Here is a 23,037-nt window from a genome sequence, read left to right as displayed (position 1 = left end):
ACAGGGATGATTTCTGCCACCGCCGAGGTCCGAGCCGGGGTGGCCGAGCCGTTTAGAAATCGGCCACTTTGCCCCAGGCGGATCCCCCGAAGCGGTCGGGATGGTAGGGCCTGGGATCGACGATCGGCTCGTCGCCTGTGACGATATCGGCAATCAGATGGCCGGCGCCCGGCCCGATGCCGAAGCCGTGGCCGCTGAAGCCCGCAGCAAGGATGAAGCCGGGCAAGCTGGCGATCTCGCCGATCCCCGGCACGCCGTCCGGCGTGCTGTCGATATAGCCCGCCCAGGCCGCTGCGATCTTGGTCTCCTTCAAAGCAGGCAGAAGCTCAAGCGCCCGTGCATGCGTCAGCGCAACGGTCGCCTCGTCGACCACTGGATCGAGGATGCGCATGCGCTCCATCGGCGTCGGTCTGTCGAGCCGCCAGCGTGCCAGAGATTCGTGACCCGAGCGAAAGCCCTCCAACCCGCCTGGTTTGAGACTGCGCCAGCGCCGGGCGAACATCGGCACGAACTGCCGCGCGAAGCGGAACTGCTGCGGCGTCGGATCGACGCGGGCGCGGCCGCTGATCGCCAGCGTATGGCCGCCATCGCGGCGTCGCGTCACCGACACCGCTGATGTATGCAGGGCATCCGGCAGCCCGCTAGCGCCCGGGGATACGGAGAGGATCGAGGAGCGTATCGAGGCTTGCGGAAATCGAATGCCGAGTTGGCGGCAGAAGGAGGAGGCCCAAGCGCCGCCGGCCAGGATCGCGATTTTCGTCCGGATCGTGCCATGCTCAGTGACGACGCCGGAAAGCCTGCCGCCTTCGACGTCGAGGCCGCGGGCCGCACAGGACTGATGCACCGTGCCGCCGAGTTTCAGGATCGCACGCGCGACGGCCGGCGCAGCGCTCGCCGGATCGGCCGTGCCGTCGGTCGGCGAAAACACTCCGCCTTTCCATGAGACGCCGGTGGCACGCCCGCGTTCGCTCGCCTCGGCGCTGCTCAGCATGTGCGTTGTGACGCCGACCGAGCGGGCGAAATCGCGCCAGCGTGCCCAGCCGGACAGTTCCTCGTCGTTATTGCTCAGATAGAAGAGGCCGCAGCGACGGAAGCCCGTCTCCTCCCCGGTCTCAGTGGCGAAGCGCTCCCACAGGTCGAGGCTCTTGGTCGACATCGGCAATTCTCGGGCGTCGCGGTTCTGCTGGCGGCACCAGCCCCAGTTGCGGCTCGATTGTTCGGCGCCGATAAGGCCCTTCTCGACGAGGGCGACCTTCAATCCCCGCCGGGCGAGATAATAGGCCGCGAAAACGCCGACGATGCCGCCGCCGATTACCACCGCATCGGCAGCAGCGGGCAGTTCCGGCGTGGTGTCGACGCGATTGAGCGGTGCGGGCATGGGATGGTCTCCACTTCATGCATTAAAGCGCCGCGCTTCTTTTCAGACGCGCAAAGGACGCTCTATCACCTGGATCTGCGCATAATCTTTTCCGAAATTCGGAATCGATTTTCGGGGTTATGCGCTAGTCTAGCGGATCCGACGCCACGCCTTTGCCGGAGATCAGCCGGCGACAGCAGAAGATTCCGTCTTGTGGGGAGACCCGCAGCCGTTTGTGCTTCGGCCTGTCCCGCAACATGGTCGACAGCTCTTCCCTATGTGTTAAGGTCGGTGTTGAAAGTCGCGGCATAATCTGCTGCGTCGTTGGCGATCTCAAGCAGCGAAGGCGTGCGATGAAACTCGACCGGATCGACGTAAAAATTCTCTACGAGCTGCAGAAAAATGGCCGCGTCACCAATGTGGAACTCGCCGAACTGGTCAATTTGTCGCCGAGCCCCTGCCTGATGCGGGTGAAGAAGCTGCAGTCGGAAGGCTATATCGAAGGCTATTCGGCCCAGATCAACGTCAGCAAACTGGGGCAGACGCTGACTGTTTTCACCGAGATCACCCTGAAGAACCACCGGCAGATCGACTTTGCCCGCTTCCTGGCGGCGATCGAGAAGGTCGATCAGGTGATCGAATGCCATCTGGTTTCAGGCGGCTACGACTATCTCTTGAAATTCGTCACCGCCGGGATCGACGAATACCAGACGATCATGGAGCGCCTCACCGACATGGACGTCGGCATCGACAAATATTTCAGCTTCGTCGTGCTGAAGTCACCGATCATCAAAGCCCACATGCCGCTCACCACTTTGTTTCCGCTTTAGCCGGCGAGAAGGACCGCGGCGGAGCTATGCTCCTGAATGACGACTGCATGTTCTGTGGTTCGCAAACTCCCCTTGGCCGAGTGTCCCAACGCAATCTTTCAGGGTTCCGGACCGACCTCACACAACTGCATCATCTATCCGATCCATCGGTCCTGCGCAGCTGCCGAGTCTCTCTGTCGCAGGTTGTTCTCCCCATAATGAAAAGCTTCATACTGGTTGGAAGGACTTGCGACAGAATTTCGGGCTTGGTTTCCAAAGCCATATTCGCTGCCACTTGCAGATCTCGTGCCTTGGATCCCAGGCGTTTCAACACGACCTGACCGGGTGGGCGCTGGATGTGGCCGGCACGTCCTCTCGAAGCAGAATCGGCGCTCAGTGCCGGCAATAGGCACGCACCAGTTCCGGATCCTGCTGAAGCCCGTCGAGCCAGGCCGGATCGAGCGTCGGCACCGATGAGAAGAGCAGTTGCGAATAGGGATGTTGCGGCGCGTTCACTGTTGAGGACGTGATTTGCTCGACCTTCCGGCCTCCATACATCACGACGATCTCGTCGCAGATCGCCTCCACCACCGAGAGATCGTGGCTGATGAAGATGTAGGAAAGGCCGAGTTCGCGCTGCAACTCCTTGAGCAGGTCGATGACCGCGGCGGCGACCACCGTGTCGAGCGCCGAGGTGATCTCGTCGCAGAGGATCAGCTTCGGATCGGCGGCAAGCGCCCGGGCGAAGTTGACGCGCTGCTTCTGCCCGCCCGAAAGTTCTCCCGGCCGGCGATGGCGCAGATTGCGGGGCAGGCGCACCATGTCGAGCAATTGATCGATGCGGGCGTGTCGCGCTTGTCGATCCATGCGGTGGTAAAAGACCAGCGGCCGGGCAAGGATGTCCTCCACCGATTTTGCCGGGTTGAGGGCGGTATCGGCATATTGGAAGACGATCTGCATCTCGCGCAACTGATCGCGTGAGCGCTCGCGGGCGTTGCGGCGCAGCTCCGTGCCGTCGAAGACGATCTTGCCGACCGCGGCCGGCAGGATGCCGGCGATGGTGCGGGCGAGCGTCGACTTGCCGCAACCGGATTCTCCGATGATGCCGAGATTGCGGCCTTTCTCCACCTTCAAGCTCACATGCTCGACCGCACGAACGAGCGGGAGGCCATCGGCCTGGCGCTGCCCGTAGCCCGCGACGAGATCTTCGATCTTCAGAAGCGGCGCCGTCTCGCGCTCGACGGGGGCTGCTGCGGCGCGCAGTTTCGGTTCGAAGGCTGCGAGCAGCTCTCTGGTATAGGGGTGCTTCGCATGGTTGAGGATCTCTTCGGTGGTGCCGGTTTCCTGGGTCTCCCCGCCTTTCAAGACCACGATGCGGTCGGCGATCTGGGCGACGACGGCAAGGTCGTGCGAGACATAGACGCCCGATATGCCGCCCTTTTTCATCACCGATTTGAACGCGCGCAGCACTTCGATCTGGGTGGTCACGTCGAGCGCCGTCGTCGGCTCGTCGAAGATGACGAGGGTCGGGTCGCCGATCAGCGCCATGGCGGCGGCCAGACGCTGCAGCTGGCCGCCGGAAACCTGGTGCGGGTAACGGCTGCCGATCGTTTCGGGTTCCGGCAGCGACAGCGCCCGGAAGAGCTCGACGGCCCGGGCACGCGCCTCGTCCGGCGACATCAGCTGATGAATACGCGTGACTTCGATCACCTGATCCATGATCGTCGTGGCTGGGTTGAAGGCGGCCGCGGCCGATTGCGGGACATAGGCGACTTCGGTGCCGCGCACCTTGGCGCGCTGCTTTTCGCTGAGCCTGACCATATCCTTGCCGCCGACCGAAACGCTGCCGCCGGAGATGCGACAGCCCGCGCGGGTATGGCCCATCAGGGTGAGCGCGATGGTTGTCTTGCCCGAGCCGCTCTCGCCGATCAGCGCGACGATCTCACCCTCGGCAACGTCGAGGCTGACACCCTTGATGATCTCGACGCGCCGGCCGGAATCGGTGGTGGCCTCGACTTTCAGGTCACGGATTTCGATGAAATTGCTCATGACGCACTCCGGTCGCGGATCTTCTGCGGCAGGTTGTCGATCAGCAGGTTGATGCTGATCGTCAGGCTGGCGATGGCAAGCGAGGGAAACATCACCGCCGGCGCACCGAAGGGCAGGCCGCCGATGTTTTCGCGCACGAGAGCGCCCCAATCGGCATAGGGCGGCTGGACGCCGAGGCCGAGGAAGGAAAGCCCGGAGAGCAGCAGAACGATGAAGACGAAGCGGATGCCGAGATCGGCAAGCACCGGCCCGACAATGTTGGGCAGGATTTCGGAGCGAATGAGATAGAGGGTGCTTTCGCCGCGGATGCGCGCGACGGTGATGAAATCCATCGCATTGATGTTGACGGCGAGCGCCCGGGCGAAGCGGTAGGCGCCGGGGATGTAGATCACCGACAGCGTCAGGATCAGAACCGGGACCGAAGAGCCGACGGCAGCAACGACCACCAGGCCGAACAGCTTGCTCGGAATGGAATTGAGGGCGTCGAGGAAGCGGCTGAGGATCGTGTCGAGCCAGCCGCCGGCGACCGCTGCGATCATGCCGAGCACCACGCCGCTGAAACAGGCGATCGTGACCGCCGCCAGCGAGATGCCGACCGTATAACGCGCGCCCATCAGGATCCGCGAGAGCATGTCGCGGCCGAGATAATCGGAGCCGAGCCAGAGTTCCCGGCTCATCGGGCCGAAATAGTCGAGATCGACGATCTCGCCGACCGGGTAGGGGATGATCCAAGGCGCGAAGATCGCGACGAGCGCCCAGGAAAGGATCACGGTCAGGCCGATCGCGCCGACGATGTTGAAGCGATAGCCAAGCCGGGTTCCGGACAGCCGGTCGGACGTGGTCTCGGAGCTGGTCATTGTCATCGGAGCCTCGGGTTGGAAAGGATGGCGATGATATCGGCGATGGTGATCAAGAGCAGATAGCCAAGGCAGAAGATCATCGCGCAGCTTTGGATCAGCGGCAGGTCGCGGGTGGCTACGCCATCCAGCATCAGCTTGGCGATGCCGGGATAATTGAAAATGGTCTCGACGATGATGACGCCTCCAAGCAGATAGGACAGCGAAAGTGCGACGGCATTGACGATCGGGCCGAGCGCATTCGGCAGTGCATGGCGAAAGACGATGCGCGGCCGCGAAGCGCCCTTGAGCAGTGCCATCTCGACATAGGGCGTGGCGAGCGTCTCGATCACAGCGGCGCGGGTCATGCGGATCATCTGGGCTGAGACGACGAAGGTCAGTGTGATCACCGGCATGGCATAGACGCGCAAGATGTCGCTCAGGCTATGGACCTCATTGGCCAGGGAGAGCGCCGGCAGCCATTTCAGATAGACGGCGAAGATCAGCGCGGCAGAGGTCGCGACCATGAACTCCGGCACGGAGATGACGCCGATGGTGATCACCGTGACGATCCGGTCGTAAACCGTACCGCGCAGCATGGCTGAGGTAATCCCGAGCGTGAGCGCGATCGGCACGGAGAAGAGCGCGGTGACGCCGGCAAGTTTCAGCGTGTTGACGAAGCGGCCGGCAATGAGCGCAGTAACCGGCATTTCGTTGGCGTAGGACGTGCCGAGATCGCCTTGCAGCAACCCGACGACCCAGCGCAGGAAGCGGAAGAGGGCCGGCTCGTCGAGATGCATGGCCTTGCGCAGGCCTTCGACGGCTTCCGGCGTGGCGGCCTGACCGAGCAGGATGGTCGCCGTATCTCCGGGCAACAGCGTTGTCGCGAAGAAGACGGCGAAGGAGACGATCACCAGGGTGATCAGGGCGATGAGCAATCGGCTCAGCACCAGGGACAAGACCTGGTTGTTCACGGACGCCTCCTTGTTGCGTTTCGAGTTCAGTTCCGGAAGAACCGGGGCTTGGGCTGCAGCCCCGGTTCCTTCATTTTATCAGGCTTCGAGCCAGACGTATTCCGCGAAGGCGTATCCCATCTGGCCGCCGAGCGGGTTGGGCTCCAGACCCTTGAGCTTGGCGGCGGTGGCATCGACGTTCGAGAGATAGGCCGGGATGATCGTGCCGGCTTCGTTGGCAATCATCACCTGCATCTCGTCGTAGATCGCCCGGCGCTTCTCCTGGTCGAGCGAGCCTCGCGCTTCGATCAGCATCTTGTCGAACTTCTCCGACTTGTACTGGCTCTCGTTCCAGGGGGCCTGAGAGGAGTAGAGCAGCGAGAACAGGATGTCCGGCGTCGGACGAGGATTGATATTGCCGAAGTGGATCGGCGCCTTGAGCCAGTAATTGTCCCAGTAGCCGTCGGAGGGAACGCGCTGGACATCGAGCTTCAGTCCGATCTCGGCGCCTGAAGCCTGAATGATCATCGCCATGTCGATCGAGGAGTTGGCCGCCTCGGAAGCGATCACCGGAATGGACTGACCAAGGACGCCGGCCTTGTCGAAATGGAACTTCGCCTTGTCGGGATCGAAGGCCCGCGGCTTCAGGTCGGCATTGCGGTAGAAGTTGGCGGGGGAGACCGGCTGGTCGTTGCCGACTTCACCGAGGCCGCGCAGCACCGACTTGACGATCTGCTCGCGGTTGACGAGGTACTTCATGCCCTCGACGAAGTCGCGCTTGCTGCCGGGATCCATGTCCAGCCGCATGTTGAGGTTGGTATAGTTGCCCGAGGTGGTTTTCGACAGGAAGAAGCCCTCTCCCTGGGCCTCGACGAGCCGCATAGAGCGCGGATTGATCGACGCTGCAAGGTGGATGTCGCCCGACAGCAGCGCGTTGACGCGGGCATTGTCGTCGCTGATCGCGAAATATTCGAAGGAATCGACGTTCGGGCCGGATTTCCAGTAGTTCTTGTTCTTGATCCCGACCGAGCGAACGCCCGGCTCGAACACTTCCTTGACAAAAGCGCCGGTGCCGTTGGCCTTGGTGAAATCGGTCGTGCCGTCGGAAACGATCATGAAGTGATGCATCGACAGGATGGTCGGCAGGTCGGCATTCGGATCTGCAAGGGTGATCTCGACGGTCTGTTTGTCCACGACCTTGAAGCCGGTCATCTGGGCGGCGATCTTGGCGACCTTCGAGCCGACGGATGGGTCGAGATGACGCTTCAGCGAGAAGACCACGTCGTCGGCAGTCAGCGGCTTGCCGTCGTGGAAGGTGACGCCCTTCTTCAGCTTGACCGTCCAGGTCTTCGCATCCTTGGATTCGATCGCTTCGGCAAGCTCCATCTGCGGCGTGCCTGATCTGTCGAGGAAAGTCAGGCGGTTATAGAAGGAGCAGCACCGGACATAATCGGTGGAGAGCGACGCCTTGGCGGGGTCGAGCGTATCGGCCGTGGAGGACGACCAGCCGGCCGCCTTGAGTGAGCCGCCGGAAACGGGCGTGGCGGCGAGCGCCTTGCCGGCGCGGCCAAGCACGAGCCCGCCGGCTGACATGGCCACGCCGCCCGCGAGCATCATATGCAGCAGCTCGCGGCGGGTCGCGCCACGACGGATGGCGGTCTCGATCATGGCGTCGTCGGATCTGGTCCAATTGGTGATCTTGTCGTTCATCTCATTCCCCTTTTCTTGTGTGGCGGGCTGCCCGTTGCGGGCAGGCCCGATCTGCTTTCAAAGTTAGGCGCGCGCGGCGGCCACGGCATCGGCAAGGCCTGCCATGGACGTGAAATGGTAATCGGGTTTGGTGAACTCGGCCGGCTCGATCGTGCCGCCATAACCCTTCTCGGCATGGCGCCGCTCGATCCAGCAATTGGTCAGCCCGAGTTTCCGGGAAATCCCGATATCGTGGTATTGGCTCTGGGCGACATGCAGGATGTCGTCCTTCGAATGTCCTTCCGAGGCGACGTAGGCGAATACCTTCTCGAAGAATTCGGGATCGGGTTTCTCGGTCCCCGTATCATCCGCGGTGAAGGCGGCATAAAAAGGATTGCCGAGTTCCTTCTCGAAGAAATCGAATGCCCAGCGCCGGGCGTTGGTCATCGCCACGAGGCGATAATCATTCGAAAGTTTTGCCAGCGCAGCGGCGCTGTCTGCGAAACCTTTCCAGCCCTTGGCCGAGTCCCGCAGCCGTTCGCCGTATTTCTTGTCGGCGGGCAGGCCGAGCTTCGGCGCGATCGCGAGGTAGACGCGCACGAGGTCGTCGGGAAAGAGGTCGGCATTCTCGGAGTAGCGGGCCGCGCGGTAGAGGCTGAGCGCCTGCTCGCCGTCGACTGCGCCTCCCACCTCAGCCGCAATCTCGGCGAAGCAGGTCTTGAGACCGCCTTCGAAGTCGATGAGCGTGCCGACGACGTCGAAGGTCATATATTTGAATTCCGGAAGGCTCTTGCTCACGTGAATTCCCCAGTGTTCGGCTCCGGTGGGAGCGCGGCTTGTCGAAGAAGAATATTCTGTTCCCGTCGGCGGGATCGTTGTCCCGCTCTTGTGTCGAAGGCCCGTATTGCCGGGATCCGGGCCTTTCGTTGATTTCAGTGTGTCACCTGCACCGCGCCGGATTCTCCGAAAAGGCGTCATGAGGCGGCAGAAAATACCGAATCTGACCGTTTCGCGATATTCTCAGGCCTGCAGCACCCGGCGCACATCCGGGTCCTCCAGCGTCTCGTCCAGCGTGACGCGAGTGCGCTCGACGATCGCGTCTATCTCCGTTTCGGTGCAGCAGAGCGGCGGCGCATAGCCCAGCACGCCATTGCCGAAGGCGCGGATGACGAGGCCGTTCTCCCAGGCGCGGTCGAAGATGCGGCGGGCCGGTTCGGCGGATGCCGGCAACGGCGTCTTGTTCACCTTGTCGACCACCAGTTCGACGGCGGCCAGCATGCCGCGGCCGCGGACGTCGCCGACGAGCGGATGATCCCTCAGCGACTCCAGGCCCTGCATCAGCCGTGCGCCGGCCCTGACGCCGTTTTCGAGAAGGCCGTTTTCGTAAAGCTTCAGGACTTCGAGCCCGACCGCGGCGCTGACGGGATGGGCCGAATAAGTGTAGCCGTGGCCGACGGCGGCAGCGCCCGCGCCCTCGGCAATCGTTTCATAGACGTGATCGGACATGAAGACGGCGCCCATGGGGACGTAGCCGGAGGTGAGGCCCTTGGCGGTCGTCATGAAATCGGGAACAATCCCATCCTCGCTACAGGCAAAAAGCGGGCCGGTGCGGCCAAAGCCGGTGATCACCTCGTCCGCCACGAACAGGATGTCGTGCTGGCGGCAGAATTCGCGCATGGCCTTCATCCAGCCTTTCGGCGGCACCAGCACGCCGCCCGAGCCCTGGATCGGCTCGACATAGAAGGCGGCGACGCGGTCCGGCCCGATCGCCTCGACCTTGCTTCTCAGCGCGGCAAGCGAGGCGTCGATGATTGCCTGCGGACTGTCGCCCGCCGGGTTGCGATAGGCGTAGTGAGACGGAATTTTATGCTGCCAGTCGAAGGGAAGACCGAAGCCGGCATGGAAGGCGGGCAGCGCGGTCAAACCCGCGCCGACCGTCGAGGAGCCGTGATAGCCCTGTTCGACCGAGATGAACTGATCGCGCTGAGGCTGTCCTCGGGCATTCCAATAGTAGCGGATGAAGCGGACCGTGCTGTCCACCGCATCGGAGCCGCCGAGCGTGAAATAGACATGGTTGAGATCGCCCGGCGCGCGGTCGGCGAGTTCACCGGCAAGCCGGATCGCGGGCTCGGAGCCGAGGCCGAAATAGGCCGTCGCATAGGGAAGCTCGCGCATCTGCCGGGCCGCCGCCTCGACGATGCTTTCGTGGCCGTAACCGGCATTGACGCACCAGAGGCCGGCGAAGCCGTCGATCAGCTGCTTGCCCGATGCGTCGGTGACCGTGGCGCCCTTGGCCGAAGCCAGCACGCGCACGCCAAGCTTTTCATGGCCGCGATAGGAAGCGACCGGATGAATGAGGTGGGCGCGATCGAGTTCGATGAGGGAATTGCTGTACATGAAGATCTCCGGATCAGCCGAGTGCCTGGCTGGCGAGGGCAAAGGTGGTGGCGGTTGGATCGGCGGCGTCTTTGGCCAACGGCTGCCTCATTGTGATGCCGCCGCCGACATGGACCAGCCCCTGTTCGGCGAGCCATGGGGAGAGCCCGGTCTCGTCAGTGGTGTCGACCCTGAGGAACCGTCCGGGCCGCCTGGCGATGAAATGTTCGATGAGTGTCTTGGCTTTGCTAAGGTCGGCGGCCACCACGGGTCCGATCACTTCGCCGCGGCCGAAAGGACGCAGGCAGGCGAAGCCGGAAATGCGGCCGCCGCTGCGAATGACGGCGAATTCGCCGATCCCGGCAAGATAAGAGAGCAGTCCTTCTCGATCGGCGCCAAAGGCCAGGCGATCGAGTGTCGCGATGGCAGGGAGATCGGCGGCGGTGGCTGCTTCCGTTTCCGCCGGGGCAGCGATTTCTCCGGCAAGGCCTTGGTGCTGCAGCACGGTTCCCGTCTCGCGGAAGCCAAGCTTCTGGTAAAGCGGCAGGCCTGCCGTCGTCGCCACCAGCCTCAGCGGTCGGCCACCGGCGGTCAGCAGTGCGGCGTCCATCAGTCTGCGGCCAAGGCCGCGGCCGCGCATCGTCTCATCGACGATGACCATGTTGATGGTTGCACAATCGCCCTTGTATGGCGTGACGAGCACGGTGCCGACGACCTTGCCGTCCTCGATCGCCACCATCCCCTTGCTCAGGGCGAGCGCCAGCTGCCAGTCTTCCGTCCGGTGCGGCCAGCCCGCCTGTCGGGAAAGCGCGACGGCGGCTTCCAGATGGTCGGGGCCGAATGGGACGATTTCGATCTGACTTGCTTGCATGGGGGCGTCCTTCATGTCGTGCCCGCCAGTCTGCCGGAGCGCCGGCGGGCAGATCGTCTGAAGGCCATGGTTCAAGCAGTATCTTATGGCTTTGCTGCCATGGACCACCGCATCTTATGCTAGAGCCGATCGATATTTGTCGACCCCAGATCCCGTCAGTGCATCATCGCCAGCGCTGCCGTAAAGAAATCTTCGCCTCCGAAGTTTCCTGATTTCAACGCCAGAAGCATATCGCCCTGGGCATTGCCGACCGTGCGCAACACCGGCACGCCGGGCGCAATCTCGGGGCCGATCAGAAATGCCGGAATGGCGAGCCTGTCGACGGCGGCGCCTGAGGTTTCGCCGCCTGCGACGACAAGGCGCTTTACACCTCTCTCCACCAGTTCGGCTGCGATAATCGACGTCGCGGTCTCGATCGCGTGGCCGGAGGCCTCCCGTCCATAGAGCGATTGCAGCCGGGACACGGTTTCAGGCGCGGCACTCGCGGCGACCACGACCGGGCCGGCGGAGATCCGGTCTCCGGCCCAGGAGATTGCCGCGGCGATCTCGTCCGGACCGGCAAGCAGCCGCTCCGGGTCGAGCCGCAGCACCGGCATCGAGCGCTCGGCGACGTCGAGCTGATGCAGCGTCGCCTTGGAACAACTGCCGGCAACGATCGCGGAAAGCCCGCCGACGGGGCGAATGGCGTCCGCCGTCGTTGCGCCGCCCGACGATATCCGGCCGGAGCGGACGAGGGCGCGGGCAAGGCCGAGGCCGAGGCCGGACGCCCCGGTCGACACCGGTGTTTCCAGCGCGACCTCGCCGAGCGTTTCAAGATCCCGTTCGAAAATCGCATCGGCGATAACGGCGGTGACGCCTGCTGTACGCAGGGCGTCGAGCTTCGCTTTGACGGCGCCAGGCCCGGCCGCGATGGCTGTGAGATCGACCAGTCCTACGGCATTACGCGATTGCCGGGTGAGGACCCGCACGAGATTGGCGTCATGCATCGGATTGAGGGGGTGGTCCTTGAGCGGGCTTTCGTTCAACGGCTGGCCGCCGACGAAGAGATGGCCGAGATAGACGGTGCGTCCGGTTTCCGGAAAGGCGGGCGTCACCAGCACGGAGCCGCCGCCGGCCGCCTCGCTCAATGCCTCGGTGACCGGGCCGATATTGCCGGCATCGGTGGAATCGAAGGTCGAGCAGATCTTGTAAAGCACATGGCCGGCGCCCCGCTGGCGCAGCCATCGCTCAGCGCTGGTCGCGGCCGTCACGGCGTCCGGGGCGGGGACGGAGCGGATCTTCAGGGAAACGACCACGGCGTCGACATCCGGCAGCGCGAGTGCCGGATCGGGGATGCCGACCGTCTGCACCGTGCGCAGGCCGTTCTTCGTCAGCGTGTTGGCGAGGTCGGAGGCGCCCGTATAGTCGTCGGCGATTGATCCGAGCAGAATAGCCATCATCTAGCTCCGTGCAAAAGGTTTGAACCAGCCAAGACCGTCCAGCGTGTGGCCGCGCGGGATATATTCGCAGCCGATGAACCCGGCATAACCCAGGCGGTCGATTTCGCCGAACAGATAGGGATAGTTCAGTTCCTCCCCGTCCGGCTCGTTGCGGGACGGCACGCTGGCGATCTGGATATGGCCGGTGATCGGCAGCAGCCGCCGCAACGCCATGACGACGTCGCCATGAATGATCTGCCGGTGATAGATGTCGAACTGGAGCTTCAGGTTCGGCAGGCCGGATTCGGCAATCAGCCGCTCGGCCGCGCCGAAGTCGTTGAGGAAATATCCCGGCATGTTGCGGCCGTTGATCGGCTCGAGCAGGAGATCGATGCCCTTTTCGGCAAGCCGTTCGGCGGTGTAGGTGACGGAGCGCCGATAAGAGGAAGAGGCGTCTTGGTCATCAGGGCCGGCAATGCCGGCCATCAAGTGCAACCGTCTGACGCCGGTCGCCGCCGCATAATCCAATGCCCGCTCGACATCGGCTTTCAGCGCATCGGACCGTCCGGAAAGGGCGGCGATGCCACGCTCGCCGGCTGCCCAGTCGCCCGGCGGCAGGTTGAACAAGGCCTGCTGCAGATTGTTGCGGGCAAGCCGCTCGGCGATTGCCTCCGGCGCGGCTTCATAGGGGAAGAGGTATTCGACGGCGGTAAAGCCGGCATCGGCTGCGGCGTCGAAGCGGTCGAGGAATGCCCATTCGTTGAACATCATCGTCAGGTTGGCGGCGAAAACCGGCATGTCTAGTGTTCCCTCTACAGGCTCTGCGGTTCTTTGGCGGAGCCGGGCAATTCAGCACCGGAAAGTTGGGCATAGAGCCGCGCCAGCGAGGAATCGTCGTCACGGCCCATGCCGGCGCCTGCGGCGGCCAGATACATCTGCAAGGCCGCTGCCGCGAGCGGTACCGGGTAGCGCTCGGAGCGGGCCATGTCCTGGACGATACCGAGATCCTTGACGAAAATCTCGATGCTGCTCAGCGGAGTATAGTCTCCGGCCAGCACATGCGGCACGCGGTTTTCGAACATCCATGAATTGCCGGCCGAAGCCGTGATCACCTCATAGACTTTGTCGAGGTCGAGGCCCTGCTTGGCGGCGAAGGTAATGGCCTCGCAGGCGGCGGCGATGTGCACGCCGGCGAGAAGCTGGTTGATCATCTTGAAGGCAGCACCTTTCCCGGCCGCATCGCCTAGCTCGTAGACCTTGCCGGCCATGGCCTCGAGTCCGGGGCGCGCCGTGTCGAAGGCCTGTCTGGAGCCGGAAGCCATGATCGTCAGTGCGCCTTGCGCCGCCTTGGCGGCGCCGCCCGAAATCGGCGCGTCGAGATAATGCAGGCCGAGAGCCTCCACCCTTTGCGCCAGGTTGCGTGCAATGGCGGGATCCATGGTGGCCGACGAGATGAAGACCGCACCGGCCTTCATCGCATGCGCGACACCTTCTGGTCCGAACAGTACGGCCTCGGTCTGCGCGCCGTTGACGACCACGGAGACGACAATGTCGGCGCCCTTTGCCGCATCGGCGGGGGTCGCCGCGCCGCGCCCGCCCTCGGCGATGAAGCGGTCCACCGCCGCCGGCGTGATGTCATATCCAATGACGTCGAGACCTGCGCGCTTCATCGACCGGGCCATTCCGAGCCCCATGGAACCAAGACCGATGACGGCTGCGACAACGGCGGAGCCCGGATTTTCAGCAAGCGGTGACATGAGGAGGTTCTCCATCTCCTGAGGAAGGTCTGTGCCCTCCGGGTAGCGTCCCGGAGGGGCTCTAGAGCGCCGTGCGTCTACAAGACGCGCTAATGACGCTCTAACATTTTGAATTTGCGCATAATCCTTTCCGAAAATCGATTCCGATTTTCGGGGTTGTGCGCGAGTTCAGCGATTGACGGTTTTCGCCGGAACCGTCAACACGGCCAGCGAACCAATGACCAGCGCGGCCGCCAGCAGATACATGCCGGCGCTGTTGGTGCCGGTGAAGTCTTTGAGATAGCCGACCAGAAACGGCCCGAGAAACCCGGCGAGGTTGCCGACCGAATTGATCCAGGCGATGCCGGCCGCAGCGCGGGTGCCGGCAAGAAAAGCTGTCGGAAGCGACCAGAAGAGCGGCGCGCAGCTGATCGCGCCCGCTGCCGCCAGCGAGAGGCAGACAATCGACACCGTCGTGCTCGTCGCCATGGTCGCCGCGACAAAGCCACCGGCGGCAATCAGAGCGGGGACGACGAGGTGCCAGCGGCGTTCACGCAGCCTGTCGGCGGAACGTCCGAGTGCCAGCATCGCGACGAATGTGCAGATATAGGGGATCGCCGAAATCAGGCCAATATTCAGGTTTCCGCTGACGCCCGAGGCCTTGACGATGGTCGGCATCCAGAAATTCAGCCCATATTGCCCGAGCACGAAGCAGAAATAGATCAGGCACATCAGCCAGACGCGACGGTCGGTCAGCGTTGCACCGATACTGTGCGGGCTTGCCGTCTTGCCCCGGTTCTCCGCCTCGATATTGGCCGTCAGCACGCGCTTTTCCTCATCGTTCAGCCATTTCGCGCCCTGGATCGTATCATCAAGATAGAAGAACGTCGCGACACCGAAAAGAATGGCCGGAATGGCTTCGATCAGGAACATCCACTGCCAGCCGGAAAGACCATGCGTGCCGTGAAAGCTGTCCATCAGGAGACCCGAAAGCGGATTGCCGAAAATGGCGGATATCGGGATCGCCGACATGAAGGTGGTGATAATCCTGGCGCGGCGGTGGGCCGGATACCACGCGGTCAGATAAAGAATGATGCCGGGGAAAAATCCGGCTTCGGCCACGCCCAGCAGGAAACGCAGGACATAGAAGACGGTTTCCGACGAGGTGAACATGAAGGCGGCGGAAATGATACCCCAGGTGACCATGATGCGGGCGATCCACACCCGCGCGCCGACCTTGTTCATGATGATATTGCTCGGCACTTCAAACAGAAAATAGCCGATGAAGAAAATGCCTGCACCGATGCCGTAGGCGGCTTCCGAAAGGCCGAGTTCACTCGACATTTGCAGCTTGGCGAAGCCGACATTGACGCGGTCGAGATAGGCGACCACGTAGCACAGCATCAAAAAGGGTACGATGCGCCAGAAGACCTTGCCATAGGCACGGTCTTCCGCGGCTTCAGCGGTATATGCGCCAGCGATTGGCGCCTGCGTCTGCAGCGTCATGATTTTCTCCTCCGATTGTTGCCGCGGTCCCTGTCGATCCTCCCGCGGCACGCCGAGCCATTTTTGGCAGCGCTGCCATTTTCATTAATCCATTTTGGCAGCGCTGCCAACAGCAAATTGGTAGCGCTGCCAAAAAAACCTTGCTTCTTGGCGGGAGCAGTGAAAAATGGGGATAACGCGGGTCATCGGCCGACAGGCTGAACGACCACCTCGAAAGCCGGGTTCAAACGTAACGATGGAATTCAAACATCAGGCGACGGTCACGCTTGCCGAGGTCGCGGAGGCGGCCGGTGTCGGCGAGAGCACGGTGTCGCGCGTGCTGCGCAACCATGGTTCGTTTTCCGGCAAGACGCGGGAGCGGGTGATGGCCGCCGTCGAGCGGCTGGGTTATGTGCCGAACCGGATCGCCGGAACGCTCGCCTCCACCGGGTCGCGTCTTGTCGCGTTCGTCATTCCGTCGCTCTCCAACATCGTCTTTCCCGATGTGCTGCGCGGCGCCAGCGCCGTTCTGGAGGAGAACCGGTACCAGGCGGTTTTCTCCGTGACCGATTATGATCCGGGCAAGGAGGAGGCGCTCGCCGCCGCGATGCTTGCCTGGCGGCCGGCGGCGGTCATGCTGGCGGGATACGAGCATACCGAGGGCACGGTGAAGATGCTGCGCGCCAGCGGCTGCCGGATCGTGGAACTGCTCGATCTGGATGGCGATGCTCTCGATATCGCCGTCGGTTTCTCGAACCGCGCGGCCGGGCGGGAGAGTGCGGCCTTCCTGCTGAGGCGGGGTTACCGCCGGATCGGCTATGTCGGTCACGACCTCAACCGCGATACCCGTGCCGGCAAGCGGTTTTCCAGCTTTTGCGAGACGCTCGATGCGCATGACGCACCGCTCGTCGCCCGTGAAATTCTCGCCGGCGCCTCGTCCGTGGAAAACGGCAGGCTGGGATTGGAGCGGCTGCTTGCCCGGACGACCGATCTCGATGCGGTTTATTTCTCCAACGACGACATGGCGCTGGGTGGTTATTTTCACTGTCTGGCTCAAGGGATCGCGATCCCCTCGAAGCTCGCCATTTTCGGCTATAACGGCCTCGATATCGGCCGGGTAACACCGCAACCACTGTCGACCATCCGAACGCCGCGCGTGGCGACGGGACAGATAGCCGCCCAGATGGTCGTCGCCAACGCGCCGCCGCAGGCCGTCGATCTCGGCTTTGAACTGATCGAAGGGGCAACTGCGTAATATTGGAGGAACTGTCATGTCCGACGCGCGCCTGCGTGAGGAAATCTGCCGATACGGCCGCTCGCTGTTCGAGCGCGGGCTGACGCCCGGCTCGTCGGGCAACATATCGTTGCGGCTTGAGGACGGCGGCTGGCTGGTCACGCCGACCAATGCCTCGCTCGGCTTTCTCGACCCGGCACGGATCTCCAGGCTCGATGCCGAAGGCCGGCTCCTGTCCGGCGACAAGCCGACCAAGGAAATCCCGCTGCACACGGCCCTCTACGACACGCGCGGCAGCGCCCGCGCCATCGTCCATCTTCACTCCACCCATGCGGTGGCGCTGACCATGCTGCCGGAGATCAATCCGCGCGCCGCCCTGCCGCCGATGACGCCATATTATCTGATGCGCGCCGGCGAAACCGCGCTGGTGCCCTATTATCGTCCGGGCGATCCTGATGTGGCCGATGCCATCCGCGGGCTGGCGGGCAAGTATTCGTCGGTGCTTCTGGCCAATCACGGACCTGTTGTCGCCGGCGACAGCCTGGAAGCGGCGGTCTTCGCCACTGAGGAACTGGAGGAAACCGCAAAGCTCTATCTGCTGTTGCGCAACCTCAATCCCCGTTTCCTCAGCCCGGCTCAGGTGGCCGATCTCGTCAAAACCTTCGGCCTCGACCTTCCGTCGCATCACGATCATGATCACGACGGTGATTGAAGGCGTCACTCCGCCGGCCGTTGACTGCGGGCGAATGCGCGCAACCTTCTGCCAAACCCCGCTTTCGATACGATAGATTCTGCTTCCGATGCTGCCAATTCAGGCGAGCTGCGGGGGAAGCGGTGCTTATGATTGTGACACGTCCCCAGTTCCGGTCATTCAAGGATACGCAGATGACGACGTTCCGTCCGAAATACATCACCTTCGACTGCTACGGCACGCTGACCAACTTTCAGATGGCGGAAGCGGCCCGTGATCTCTACGGCGAAGAGCTCGACGAGCGGCGCATGGCGGAGTTCATCAAGAATTTCGCCGCCTATCGGCTCGACGAGATCCTGGGCGACTGGAAACCCTATGCCGAGGTGGTGCACAATTCACTCGAGCGGACATGCAAGCGCAATGGCGTGAGCTTTCGCGATGAAGCGGCAAAGATGATCTATGAGCGGGTTCCGACCTGGGGGCCGCATCCGGACGTGCCGGCCGGGCTCGCCAAGGTCGCCAAGGAAATCCCTTTGGTGATCCTCTCCAACGCGATGAATTCGCAGATCATGTCGAACGTTGAAAAACTCGGCGCGCCCTTCCATGCGGTCTATACCGCCGAGCAGGCGCAGTCCTATAAGCCGCGCTTCAAGGGCTTTGAATATATGCTTGATATGCTCGGCTGCGGGCCGGAAGACGTGCTGCACTGCTCGTCCTCCTTCCGCTACGACCTGATGTCGGCCCACGATCTCGGCATCAAGAACAAGGTCTGGGTCAATCGCGGCCACGAGCCGGCCAATCCCTATTACGGCTATGTCGAAATTCCTGACATCTCGGGCCTGCCTGGCGTCGTCGGGCTCTGACGGAGGCACGCGGATGCAGTTCGAATCCTACTGGCACGACACGGCACCAGCCTTTGCCGGCGGCGCACAAGGCCCCGTCGAAGGACATTACGATGTCGCCGTCATCGGCGCCGGCTTTACCGGGCTTGCCGCGGCGCGCCAGCTTGCAAGGGCCGGCGTCAAGGTCGTGGTGCTGGAGGCCGAACGGGTCGGCTGGGGGGCATCGGGACGCAATGGTGGACACCTCAACAATGGGCTCGCCCACAGTTTCCTCTCCGCCAAGTCAGCACTCGGCGCGGAGCGAGCTGTCGCGCTTTACAGGGCACTCGACGATTCCATTGACACGATCGAGGCTGTTATCGCCGAGGAGGGGATCGACTGCAATTTCCGCCGCGCCGGCAAGCTGAAGCTTGCTTCCAAGCCGCAGCATTTCGATGCCATTGCCCGCAATTTCGAGGCTGTCCACAAAGAGGTCGATCAGGATACCGCACTTCTGACCGCCAATGAGCTGAAAAGCGAGGTCGGCTCGCCCTTCCATGGCGCCATGCTCTCGAAGAAGAGCGCGATGATGCATATGGGCCGCTATGTCGCCGGGCTCGCCACCGCCGCTGCCCGCCACGGCGCCACCATTTTCGAAAAGGCGGCGGTGACGGCACATCGGCAGGGCAACGGCCGCCACAGCCTTACGACTGCACGCGGCACCGTCACCGCCGACCACGTGCTGGTCGCGACAGGCGCCTATACGCCGTCGCTCTTCAGTTATTTCCGCCGCCGGATCGTTTCCGTCGGCAGCTTCCTGATCGCCACCCGTCCGCTGACCGACGCCGAAATTGCCGCGACGATGCCGGGCAACCGCACCTGCGTGACGTCGATGAACATCGGCAATTATTTCCGGTTGTCGCCGGACAATCGGCTGATCTTCGGCGGTCGCGCCCGCTTTTCCGCCACGTCGGATCAGCGATCGGACGCAAGGAGCGGCGATATTCTGCGCGCCAGCCTGGCTGAGATCTTTCCGCAGCTTGCCGGCGTCGAGATCGACTATTGCTGGGGCGGGCTCGTCGACATGACCAAGGACCGCTATCCGCGCGCCGGCTATGTCGACGGTGTCTGGTATGCCATGGGCTATTCCGGCCACGGCGCCCAACTCTCCACCCATCTCGGCATGATCATGGCCGACGCCATCCTCGGCAAGGCCGACCGTAACCCAATCAAGGGTCTCGACTGGCCTGCCGTTCCCGGTCACTTCGGCAAACCGTGGTTCCTGCCGCTGGTCGGGCTTTACTACAAGACGCTCGACCGCTTCCAGTAACGGGCCGGATCAGTCCGATTGCAGCCGCTGTTCCAACCGAAGCGGCGCGATGGGGCAGGATTGAGATAAGCACCTGCGCGGCGGTCAATTATCTGGCTTCGCTGACTGGATAGATCCTGAGAATCCCAAGGCGGTTATCAGTGGTGATCGCTGCAATACCGGCTTCATATGCGGCGCGGACGATTGCCTCATGCAATTTCTCGGGTTCGCTCTCTCCGGTAAGGACCTCCAAACAGATTCTCACCGCCGTGAGGAATTCCTCACCATCGTCGGTGGGCCATTCCTTCAGCAACAGTTGGGCAGCCTCGCGAGCGGTACGGATCACCCGGCGATCTTTCCCTTCGGCAAAAACAAGAATTATTGTTGGGAAGCTTCTCAACATATCGAATCTCATTGCGCCTGAACTCCGCGGGGCGGCCAGTGCCAATGCCGGGCCATGGTTTCGGACCGAGATCGACCACACATTCTCGTCAACCATCAGCTAGCCAGATTGGCTTTCAGCTCACGGGCTGCCGCCTCAAGGAGTCGCTTGAATTCTTCGGAGGTCACTCCATCGGCGCGCATCACCATGGCGATCAGTGGATCGCAAAGAGCTTCGGATATCGTCAGATCATCGTTCTTTCCTGCGGTTGCGCCAACGGAGCAGCAATATCCCGACAAAGATAGTGTGTTCATGGACATACCTTGCATTCGGGGTGTTCGCAGCGAGAACGTAGCTCGGCCTGATTGCTTTTGAGGTCCAATATCCATCGGCGTCCCCGTGCGGCCGAGTGTCTCGAAAGGCATTTTTGGGCAACCCGCGACACGGCAAGGCCGGCGATAAATGCGTTCTCGGCAGCGGCCGGTGGAGCGAGAAAGCCGTCGTCGGTTGCGACCTGGGCGGCGCAATGGCAGACGGGACAGGCGTCCTCATGCACTGCGACCGAGGGACCTGCGATGCCATAGGCTTCGGAGCGGCCGACATGCAGATGGGGCGGCAGGCCGGCTTTCGATGCGTGGCAGGCCGTCAGGAACTCTTGGGCCGGATGAGAATCGTCGCCGGCAAGAACAACGAACGGATTGTGGGCGTAATCTGCGATCAATCGGAGCGCTGCGGCCCCTGCCGCAAATTCCGGCAAAGCGAAGACCTTGGCCGAGAAACACGCGGCCAGACAGGTCGCCAGCTTGTCCGTCTTCAACCGGCCGAGATCAGCTTCGCTCGCCCATGGGACATGGTTCAAGTTGTTCTCGTCGATACGATCCGCATCCACGAGAAAGAAATGGCGCGCGCCGTGGGCCGCAAGCTGGATGGCAATCTGCGAGCCCAAGCCGCCGCATCCGATAATCACGAAGTCGATTTCGCGAAAACCTGAGAAGTCGCGTTGACGATGGCGAAGAGGCGTGAGGAAGGCGTCGTCGTGATCCATTGCGGTGGAGACATATTCGTCCTCATCCGGCATATTGGAACCGTCCAAAGAGACGCCGAACGCAGGTCTTGTAACATTGGGGCTCCGTTCCTCGACAGGATCAGCACTATTGCCGATGAACAGAGCCCCTCTGCCGCCCCACCCCAGCCTATGGGTGAAGAAGTTCGGGAAATCGACGGGCGCGCTAGCGGCCGCCGGTAGTCGTTGAGACCGATAGTTGACCATCAGATCGCCTCCATCTCTCTGGGCGCGATCCCGCGGATCGTCGCGGCGTAGTGTCCGTAATCCTCGCCCATCGCGTGGTCGGGGGTCTTCGCAATCACGTGGAATTTGCCGTCATACCAGAGGCTGACATTGTCGCCGCTGTCATCGATCTCGCGCCGGCCCATCCGAGGATCGATCGGCTCCTTGCCGCGCAGCAGCATCTGTCCAATATCCCAGGCTTGCCGATCGAGAATGCGCTGGCGCTCGGCAAGATGCGCCTGGCGGTGCGCAATGGGCTCTTCGGCAAGCAACTGGCTCACGAGGAACAAGATCCGACTGCTCCAGGAAGGAATGGCGGCGATGTCTGGGAGGTCGAGGAGGACATCGCCGCCGAGACGTTCGATACCTTTCCGAGCGATATCGATGAGCGGGACTTGCCGTGCGGCATAGGCAATTATGAATGCCGTCTTCCCGGCGCAGCGCTCAGGATCCGTCTCGGTGGATAGGCATGCCATGCGCAAGGCGCATTCCCAGGGAATGGTGTAGGCCGTATGCAGGATGCTTTCGAACGTCTGTAGGTCCTTCTTGTATGGGGAAACATATTGGAACTCGCCAGGCAGGGATGCCGCCGCCGAGGTCGTATAAAACCCGAGCAGGATATTCCCCGCCTCATGAAGCAGTTGGGCCGCTGTCGCGGCATGATCGCCGGCGCGCAATCTCTCCCTGGAAAGGACGATGAGCGCGCTGCCCGGCAATTCGTTCGAACTCGAAAAGGAGCAGTGCGGTTCGCGCCGCACGCCAACGTAAAGCGTGTGCAGCCCGGCGATCAGACGTTGATGGCCGTACTCGTCCAAGTCCGCGATTAATGCGAAGGCCTTCTCCAGATGGTCGGCGATGCGATCCAATTCCGCATCGTCCGTGATCGCATAGCCGGGCCGGGGATAGTCCGGCATGCATTGGCGGAGGAGGGCTTGCATGATACGGCTTCGCGCTGGACTTTCGATGTGCACGAGGCCGATGCCGCAGGCGAGCCGGCACGCTGGCTGACGTTCGAGTTCAACATCCGATGCGATCAGATCCGGCTGCAGATAGCGGCCGACGACCTGCACATCGGGGCGGGCCGCCTGCCATTCGAGACTGCGCGCGAGCGCACCCATCCAGGCTGCAAGTACGGATGAACGGTAAGGGTCGGCGCCGACCGGTCCGGCAACTGCTGGCGGAAGCTCCGGCAGGCGAGTGTATCCGCCATCTGCAAGGTCGGGGAAATAACCTGACAATGCCTCTACTCCAGCCGAACAACCTGCGAGCTTCGAAGCCGCCGCAAGCGTGCGGCCATATTGGAGGCGTCGCTTCAAAAGGTTGCGTGTTGCCACACGCTGCAGGGAGACGGTACTTGCCATCAGGGGATTGCGCTTGAGCAGGCGGCGCGCCTCATCTGCCAACTCTTGTATGCGGGACGCGGACATCGGCAGCCTCCGTGAGTTTGTCTTCGGGCGGATCAAGGTTGCATCTCGGGCAAAAATGCCGGAGTTCGGGACGACTTCGTGCGACATCGGAACGTTGTGCGTCGTCGGTTGAGAGGCACTATTCCCCAAGGGCGTCATTCGCCCGCCAGTTCGGCGTTAAAAATCCGTAAAAACGACGTCAACAAAGAAAAAGCCTCCTCGATCGAGGAGGCTCAGACTGCTGACAAACCCGTCGATTTTTTCGGCGGGTTTTGCTTTTTTGGCGATTGGATTCTTTGCCGGTCGTGTTGGCGGAGGGCGAAGAAG

21 protein-coding genes are annotated in these 23,037 nt (G+C 62.5%); 5 read left to right on the top strand and 16 right to left on the bottom strand.

Annotation, left to right across the window (positions count from 1 at the left end; translation table 11 throughout):
* Window positions 1-52: 52 nt before the first annotated feature.
* The gene (locus FHT69_RS33205; RefSeq protein WP_183845603.1) at window positions 53-1,378 is read right to left on the bottom strand and encodes an FAD-binding oxidoreductase; all 1,326 of its coding nucleotides are present in this window, start codon (window positions 1,376-1,378) and stop codon (window positions 53-55) included.
* 332 nt (window positions 1,379-1,710) lie between these two features.
* Between FHT69_RS33205 and FHT69_RS33200 the strand changes: the two genes are divergently transcribed.
* Window positions 1,711-2,187 carry an Lrp/AsnC family transcriptional regulator gene (locus tag FHT69_RS33200; RefSeq protein ID WP_047619615.1) on the top strand — a complete coding sequence of 159 codons (477 nt, stop codon included), beginning with the start codon at window positions 1,711-1,713 and terminating at the stop codon, window positions 2,185-2,187.
* A gap of 372 nt (window positions 2,188-2,559) precedes the next feature.
* Here FHT69_RS33200 and FHT69_RS33195 read toward each other — a convergent pair whose 3' ends face one another.
* From FHT69_RS33195 to FHT69_RS33145, 11 genes are all read right to left on the bottom strand, one after another.
* Entirely contained in the window at window positions 2,560-4,215 is a 1,656-nt protein-coding gene (locus FHT69_RS33195) for an ABC transporter ATP-binding protein (RefSeq protein ID WP_183906572.1), read from the bottom strand.
* Window positions 4,212-5,078, bottom strand: a complete 867-nt coding sequence (locus FHT69_RS33190) for an ABC transporter permease (protein ID WP_048338745.1) — start codon at window positions 5,076-5,078, stop codon at window positions 4,212-4,214. The genes FHT69_RS33195 and FHT69_RS33190 overlap by 4 nt, the downstream gene beginning before the upstream one ends.
* Entirely contained in the window at window positions 5,075-6,025 is a 951-nt protein-coding gene (locus tag FHT69_RS33185; protein WP_097545002.1) for an ABC transporter permease, read from the bottom strand. The genes FHT69_RS33190 and FHT69_RS33185 overlap by 4 nt, the downstream gene beginning before the upstream one ends.
* Window positions 6,026-6,103: 78 nt before the next feature.
* A complete protein-coding gene (locus tag FHT69_RS33180) occupies window positions 6,104-7,714 on the bottom strand; it encodes an ABC transporter substrate-binding protein (RefSeq protein WP_183906571.1) in 1,611 nt (536 codons plus the stop codon).
* Window positions 7,715-7,777: 63 nt separating this feature from the next.
* Window positions 7,778-8,491 (bottom strand): HAD-IA family hydrolase, encoded by a 714-nt coding sequence (locus FHT69_RS33175; protein ID WP_047619624.1) that lies wholly within the window; start codon window positions 8,489-8,491, stop codon window positions 7,778-7,780.
* Window positions 8,492-8,713: 222 nt separating this feature from the next.
* On the bottom strand, window positions 8,714-10,090 hold the full coding sequence (locus FHT69_RS33170; protein WP_097545005.1) for an aspartate aminotransferase family protein: 1,377 nt from the start codon (window positions 10,088-10,090) through the stop codon (window positions 8,714-8,716).
* A 13-nt stretch (window positions 10,091-10,103) separates the two neighbouring features.
* On the bottom strand, window positions 10,104-10,940 hold the full coding sequence (locus FHT69_RS33165) for a GNAT family N-acetyltransferase (RefSeq protein WP_183906570.1): 837 nt from the start codon (window positions 10,938-10,940) through the stop codon (window positions 10,104-10,106).
* Window positions 10,941-11,095: 155 nt separating this feature from the next.
* Window positions 11,096-12,376 carry a 3-oxo-tetronate kinase gene (gene otnK / locus FHT69_RS33160; RefSeq protein WP_183906569.1) on the bottom strand — a complete coding sequence of 427 codons (1,281 nt, stop codon included), beginning with the start codon at window positions 12,374-12,376 and terminating at the stop codon, window positions 11,096-11,098.
* A gap of 3 nt (window positions 12,377-12,379) precedes the next feature.
* On the bottom strand, window positions 12,380-13,156 hold the full coding sequence (gene otnI, locus FHT69_RS33155; RefSeq protein ID WP_183906568.1) for a 2-oxo-tetronate isomerase: 777 nt from the start codon (window positions 13,154-13,156) through the stop codon (window positions 12,380-12,382).
* A gap of 14 nt (window positions 13,157-13,170) precedes the next feature.
* The gene (gene ltnD, locus FHT69_RS33150) at window positions 13,171-14,115 is read right to left on the bottom strand and encodes an L-threonate dehydrogenase (RefSeq protein ID WP_183906567.1); all 945 of its coding nucleotides are present in this window, start codon (window positions 14,113-14,115) and stop codon (window positions 13,171-13,173) included.
* 168 nt (window positions 14,116-14,283) lie between these two features.
* Window positions 14,284-15,600, bottom strand: a complete 1,317-nt coding sequence (locus tag FHT69_RS33145; protein WP_183906566.1) for an MFS transporter — start codon at window positions 15,598-15,600, stop codon at window positions 14,284-14,286.
* Between the two features lie 235 nt (window positions 15,601-15,835).
* Here FHT69_RS33145 and FHT69_RS33140 point away from each other — a divergent pair, with 235 nt between their 5' ends.
* The 4 genes from FHT69_RS33140 (at window position 15,836) to FHT69_RS33125 (ending at window position 19,655) form a co-directional block, all read left to right on the top strand.
* Entirely contained in the window at window positions 15,836-16,834 is a 999-nt protein-coding gene (locus FHT69_RS33140) for a LacI family DNA-binding transcriptional regulator (protein WP_097545012.1), read from the top strand.
* 16 nt (window positions 16,835-16,850) lie between these two features.
* Complete coding sequence (locus FHT69_RS33135; protein ID WP_183906565.1) at window positions 16,851-17,525, top strand: aldolase; 675 nt, start codon at window positions 16,851-16,853, stop codon at window positions 17,523-17,525.
* A 173-nt stretch (window positions 17,526-17,698) separates the two neighbouring features.
* Window positions 17,699-18,367 (top strand): haloacid dehalogenase type II, encoded by a 669-nt coding sequence (locus FHT69_RS33130; RefSeq protein ID WP_183906564.1) that lies wholly within the window; start codon window positions 17,699-17,701, stop codon window positions 18,365-18,367.
* A gap of 13 nt (window positions 18,368-18,380) precedes the next feature.
* Window positions 18,381-19,655, top strand: a complete 1,275-nt coding sequence (locus tag FHT69_RS33125) for an NAD(P)/FAD-dependent oxidoreductase (protein ID WP_063473492.1) — start codon at window positions 18,381-18,383, stop codon at window positions 19,653-19,655.
* A gap of 88 nt (window positions 19,656-19,743) precedes the next feature.
* On the opposite strand, the gene FHT69_RS33120 is transcribed toward FHT69_RS33125, so the two are convergent.
* The 4 genes from FHT69_RS33120 to FHT69_RS33105 form a co-directional block, all read right to left on the bottom strand.
* A complete protein-coding gene (locus tag FHT69_RS33120; RefSeq protein WP_063473502.1) occupies window positions 19,744-20,049 on the bottom strand; it encodes a DUF982 domain-containing protein in 306 nt (101 codons plus the stop codon).
* Window positions 20,050-20,132: 83 nt separating this feature from the next.
* A complete protein-coding gene (locus FHT69_RS33115) occupies window positions 20,133-20,330 on the bottom strand; it encodes a hypothetical protein (RefSeq protein WP_183906585.1) in 198 nt (65 codons plus the stop codon).
* The gene (locus FHT69_RS33110) at window positions 20,327-21,061 is read right to left on the bottom strand and encodes a ThiF family adenylyltransferase (RefSeq protein ID WP_245450250.1); all 735 of its coding nucleotides are present in this window, start codon (window positions 21,059-21,061) and stop codon (window positions 20,327-20,329) included. Before FHT69_RS33110 ends, FHT69_RS33115 begins: the two co-directional genes overlap by 4 nt.
* A gap of 224 nt (window positions 21,062-21,285) precedes the next feature.
* The gene (locus FHT69_RS33105; protein ID WP_183906563.1) at window positions 21,286-22,869 is read right to left on the bottom strand and encodes an aKG-HExxH-type peptide beta-hydroxylase; all 1,584 of its coding nucleotides are present in this window, start codon (window positions 22,867-22,869) and stop codon (window positions 21,286-21,288) included.
* Window positions 22,870-23,037 lie beyond the last annotated feature (168 nt).

It is taken from the genome of Rhizobium sp. BK008 (genome assembly GCF_014197345.1).
In the GTDB taxonomy this organism is placed as follows: Bacteria; Pseudomonadota; Alphaproteobacteria; order Rhizobiales; family Rhizobiaceae; genus Rhizobium; species Rhizobium anhuiense.
This window is presented reverse-complemented; position numbering and strand designations above follow the sequence as displayed.

Coding starts and splice junctions, on each gene's coding strand:
- FHT69_RS33205 (WP_183845603.1), bottom strand. CDS start 1,378: ATGCCCGCACCGCTCAATCGCGTCGACACCACGCCGGAACTGCCCGCT.
- FHT69_RS33200 (WP_047619615.1), top strand. CDS start 1,711: ATGAAACTCGACCGGATCGACGTAAAAATTCTCTACGAGCTGCAGAAA.
- FHT69_RS33195 (WP_183906572.1), bottom strand. CDS start 4,215: ATGAGCAATTTCATCGAAATCCGTGACCTGAAAGTCGAGGCCACCACC.
- FHT69_RS33190 (WP_048338745.1), bottom strand. CDS start 5,078: ATGACAATGACCAGCTCCGAGACCACGTCCGACCGGCTGTCCGGAACC.
- FHT69_RS33180 (WP_183906571.1), bottom strand. CDS start 7,714: ATGAACGACAAGATCACCAATTGGACCAGATCCGACGACGCCATGATC.
- FHT69_RS33170 (WP_097545005.1), bottom strand. CDS start 10,090: ATGTACAGCAATTCCCTCATCGAACTCGATCGCGCCCACCTCATTCAT.
- FHT69_RS33165 (WP_183906570.1), bottom strand. CDS start 10,940: ATGCAAGCAAGTCAGATCGAAATCGTCCCATTCGGCCCCGACCATCTG.
- otnK (WP_183906569.1), bottom strand. CDS start 12,376: ATGGCTATTCTGCTCGGATCAATCGCCGACGACTATACGGGCGCCTCC.
- otnI (WP_183906568.1), bottom strand. CDS start 13,156: ATGCCGGTTTTCGCCGCCAACCTGACGATGATGTTCAACGAATGGGCA.
- ltnD (WP_183906567.1), bottom strand. CDS start 14,115: ATGTCACCGCTTGCTGAAAATCCGGGCTCCGCCGTTGTCGCAGCCGTC.
- FHT69_RS33145 (WP_183906566.1), bottom strand. CDS start 15,600: ATGACGCTGCAGACGCAGGCGCCAATCGCTGGCGCATATACCGCTGAA.
- FHT69_RS33140 (WP_097545012.1), top strand. CDS start 15,836: ATGGAATTCAAACATCAGGCGACGGTCACGCTTGCCGAGGTCGCGGAG.
- FHT69_RS33135 (WP_183906565.1), top strand. CDS start 16,851: ATGTCCGACGCGCGCCTGCGTGAGGAAATCTGCCGATACGGCCGCTCG.
- FHT69_RS33130 (WP_183906564.1), top strand. CDS start 17,699: ATGACGACGTTCCGTCCGAAATACATCACCTTCGACTGCTACGGCACG.
- FHT69_RS33125 (WP_063473492.1), top strand. CDS start 18,381: ATGCAGTTCGAATCCTACTGGCACGACACGGCACCAGCCTTTGCCGGC.
- FHT69_RS33120 (WP_063473502.1), bottom strand. CDS start 20,049: ATGAGATTCGATATGTTGAGAAGCTTCCCAACAATAATTCTTGTTTTT.
- FHT69_RS33115 (WP_183906585.1), bottom strand. CDS start 20,330: ATGAACACACTATCTTTGTCGGGATATTGCTGCTCCGTTGGCGCAACC.
- FHT69_RS33110 (WP_245450250.1), bottom strand. CDS start 21,061: ATGGATCACGACGACGCCTTCCTCACGCCTCTTCGCCATCGTCAACGC.
- FHT69_RS33105 (WP_183906563.1), bottom strand. CDS start 22,869: ATGACGCCCTTGGGGAATAGTGCCTCTCAACCGACGACGCACAACGTT.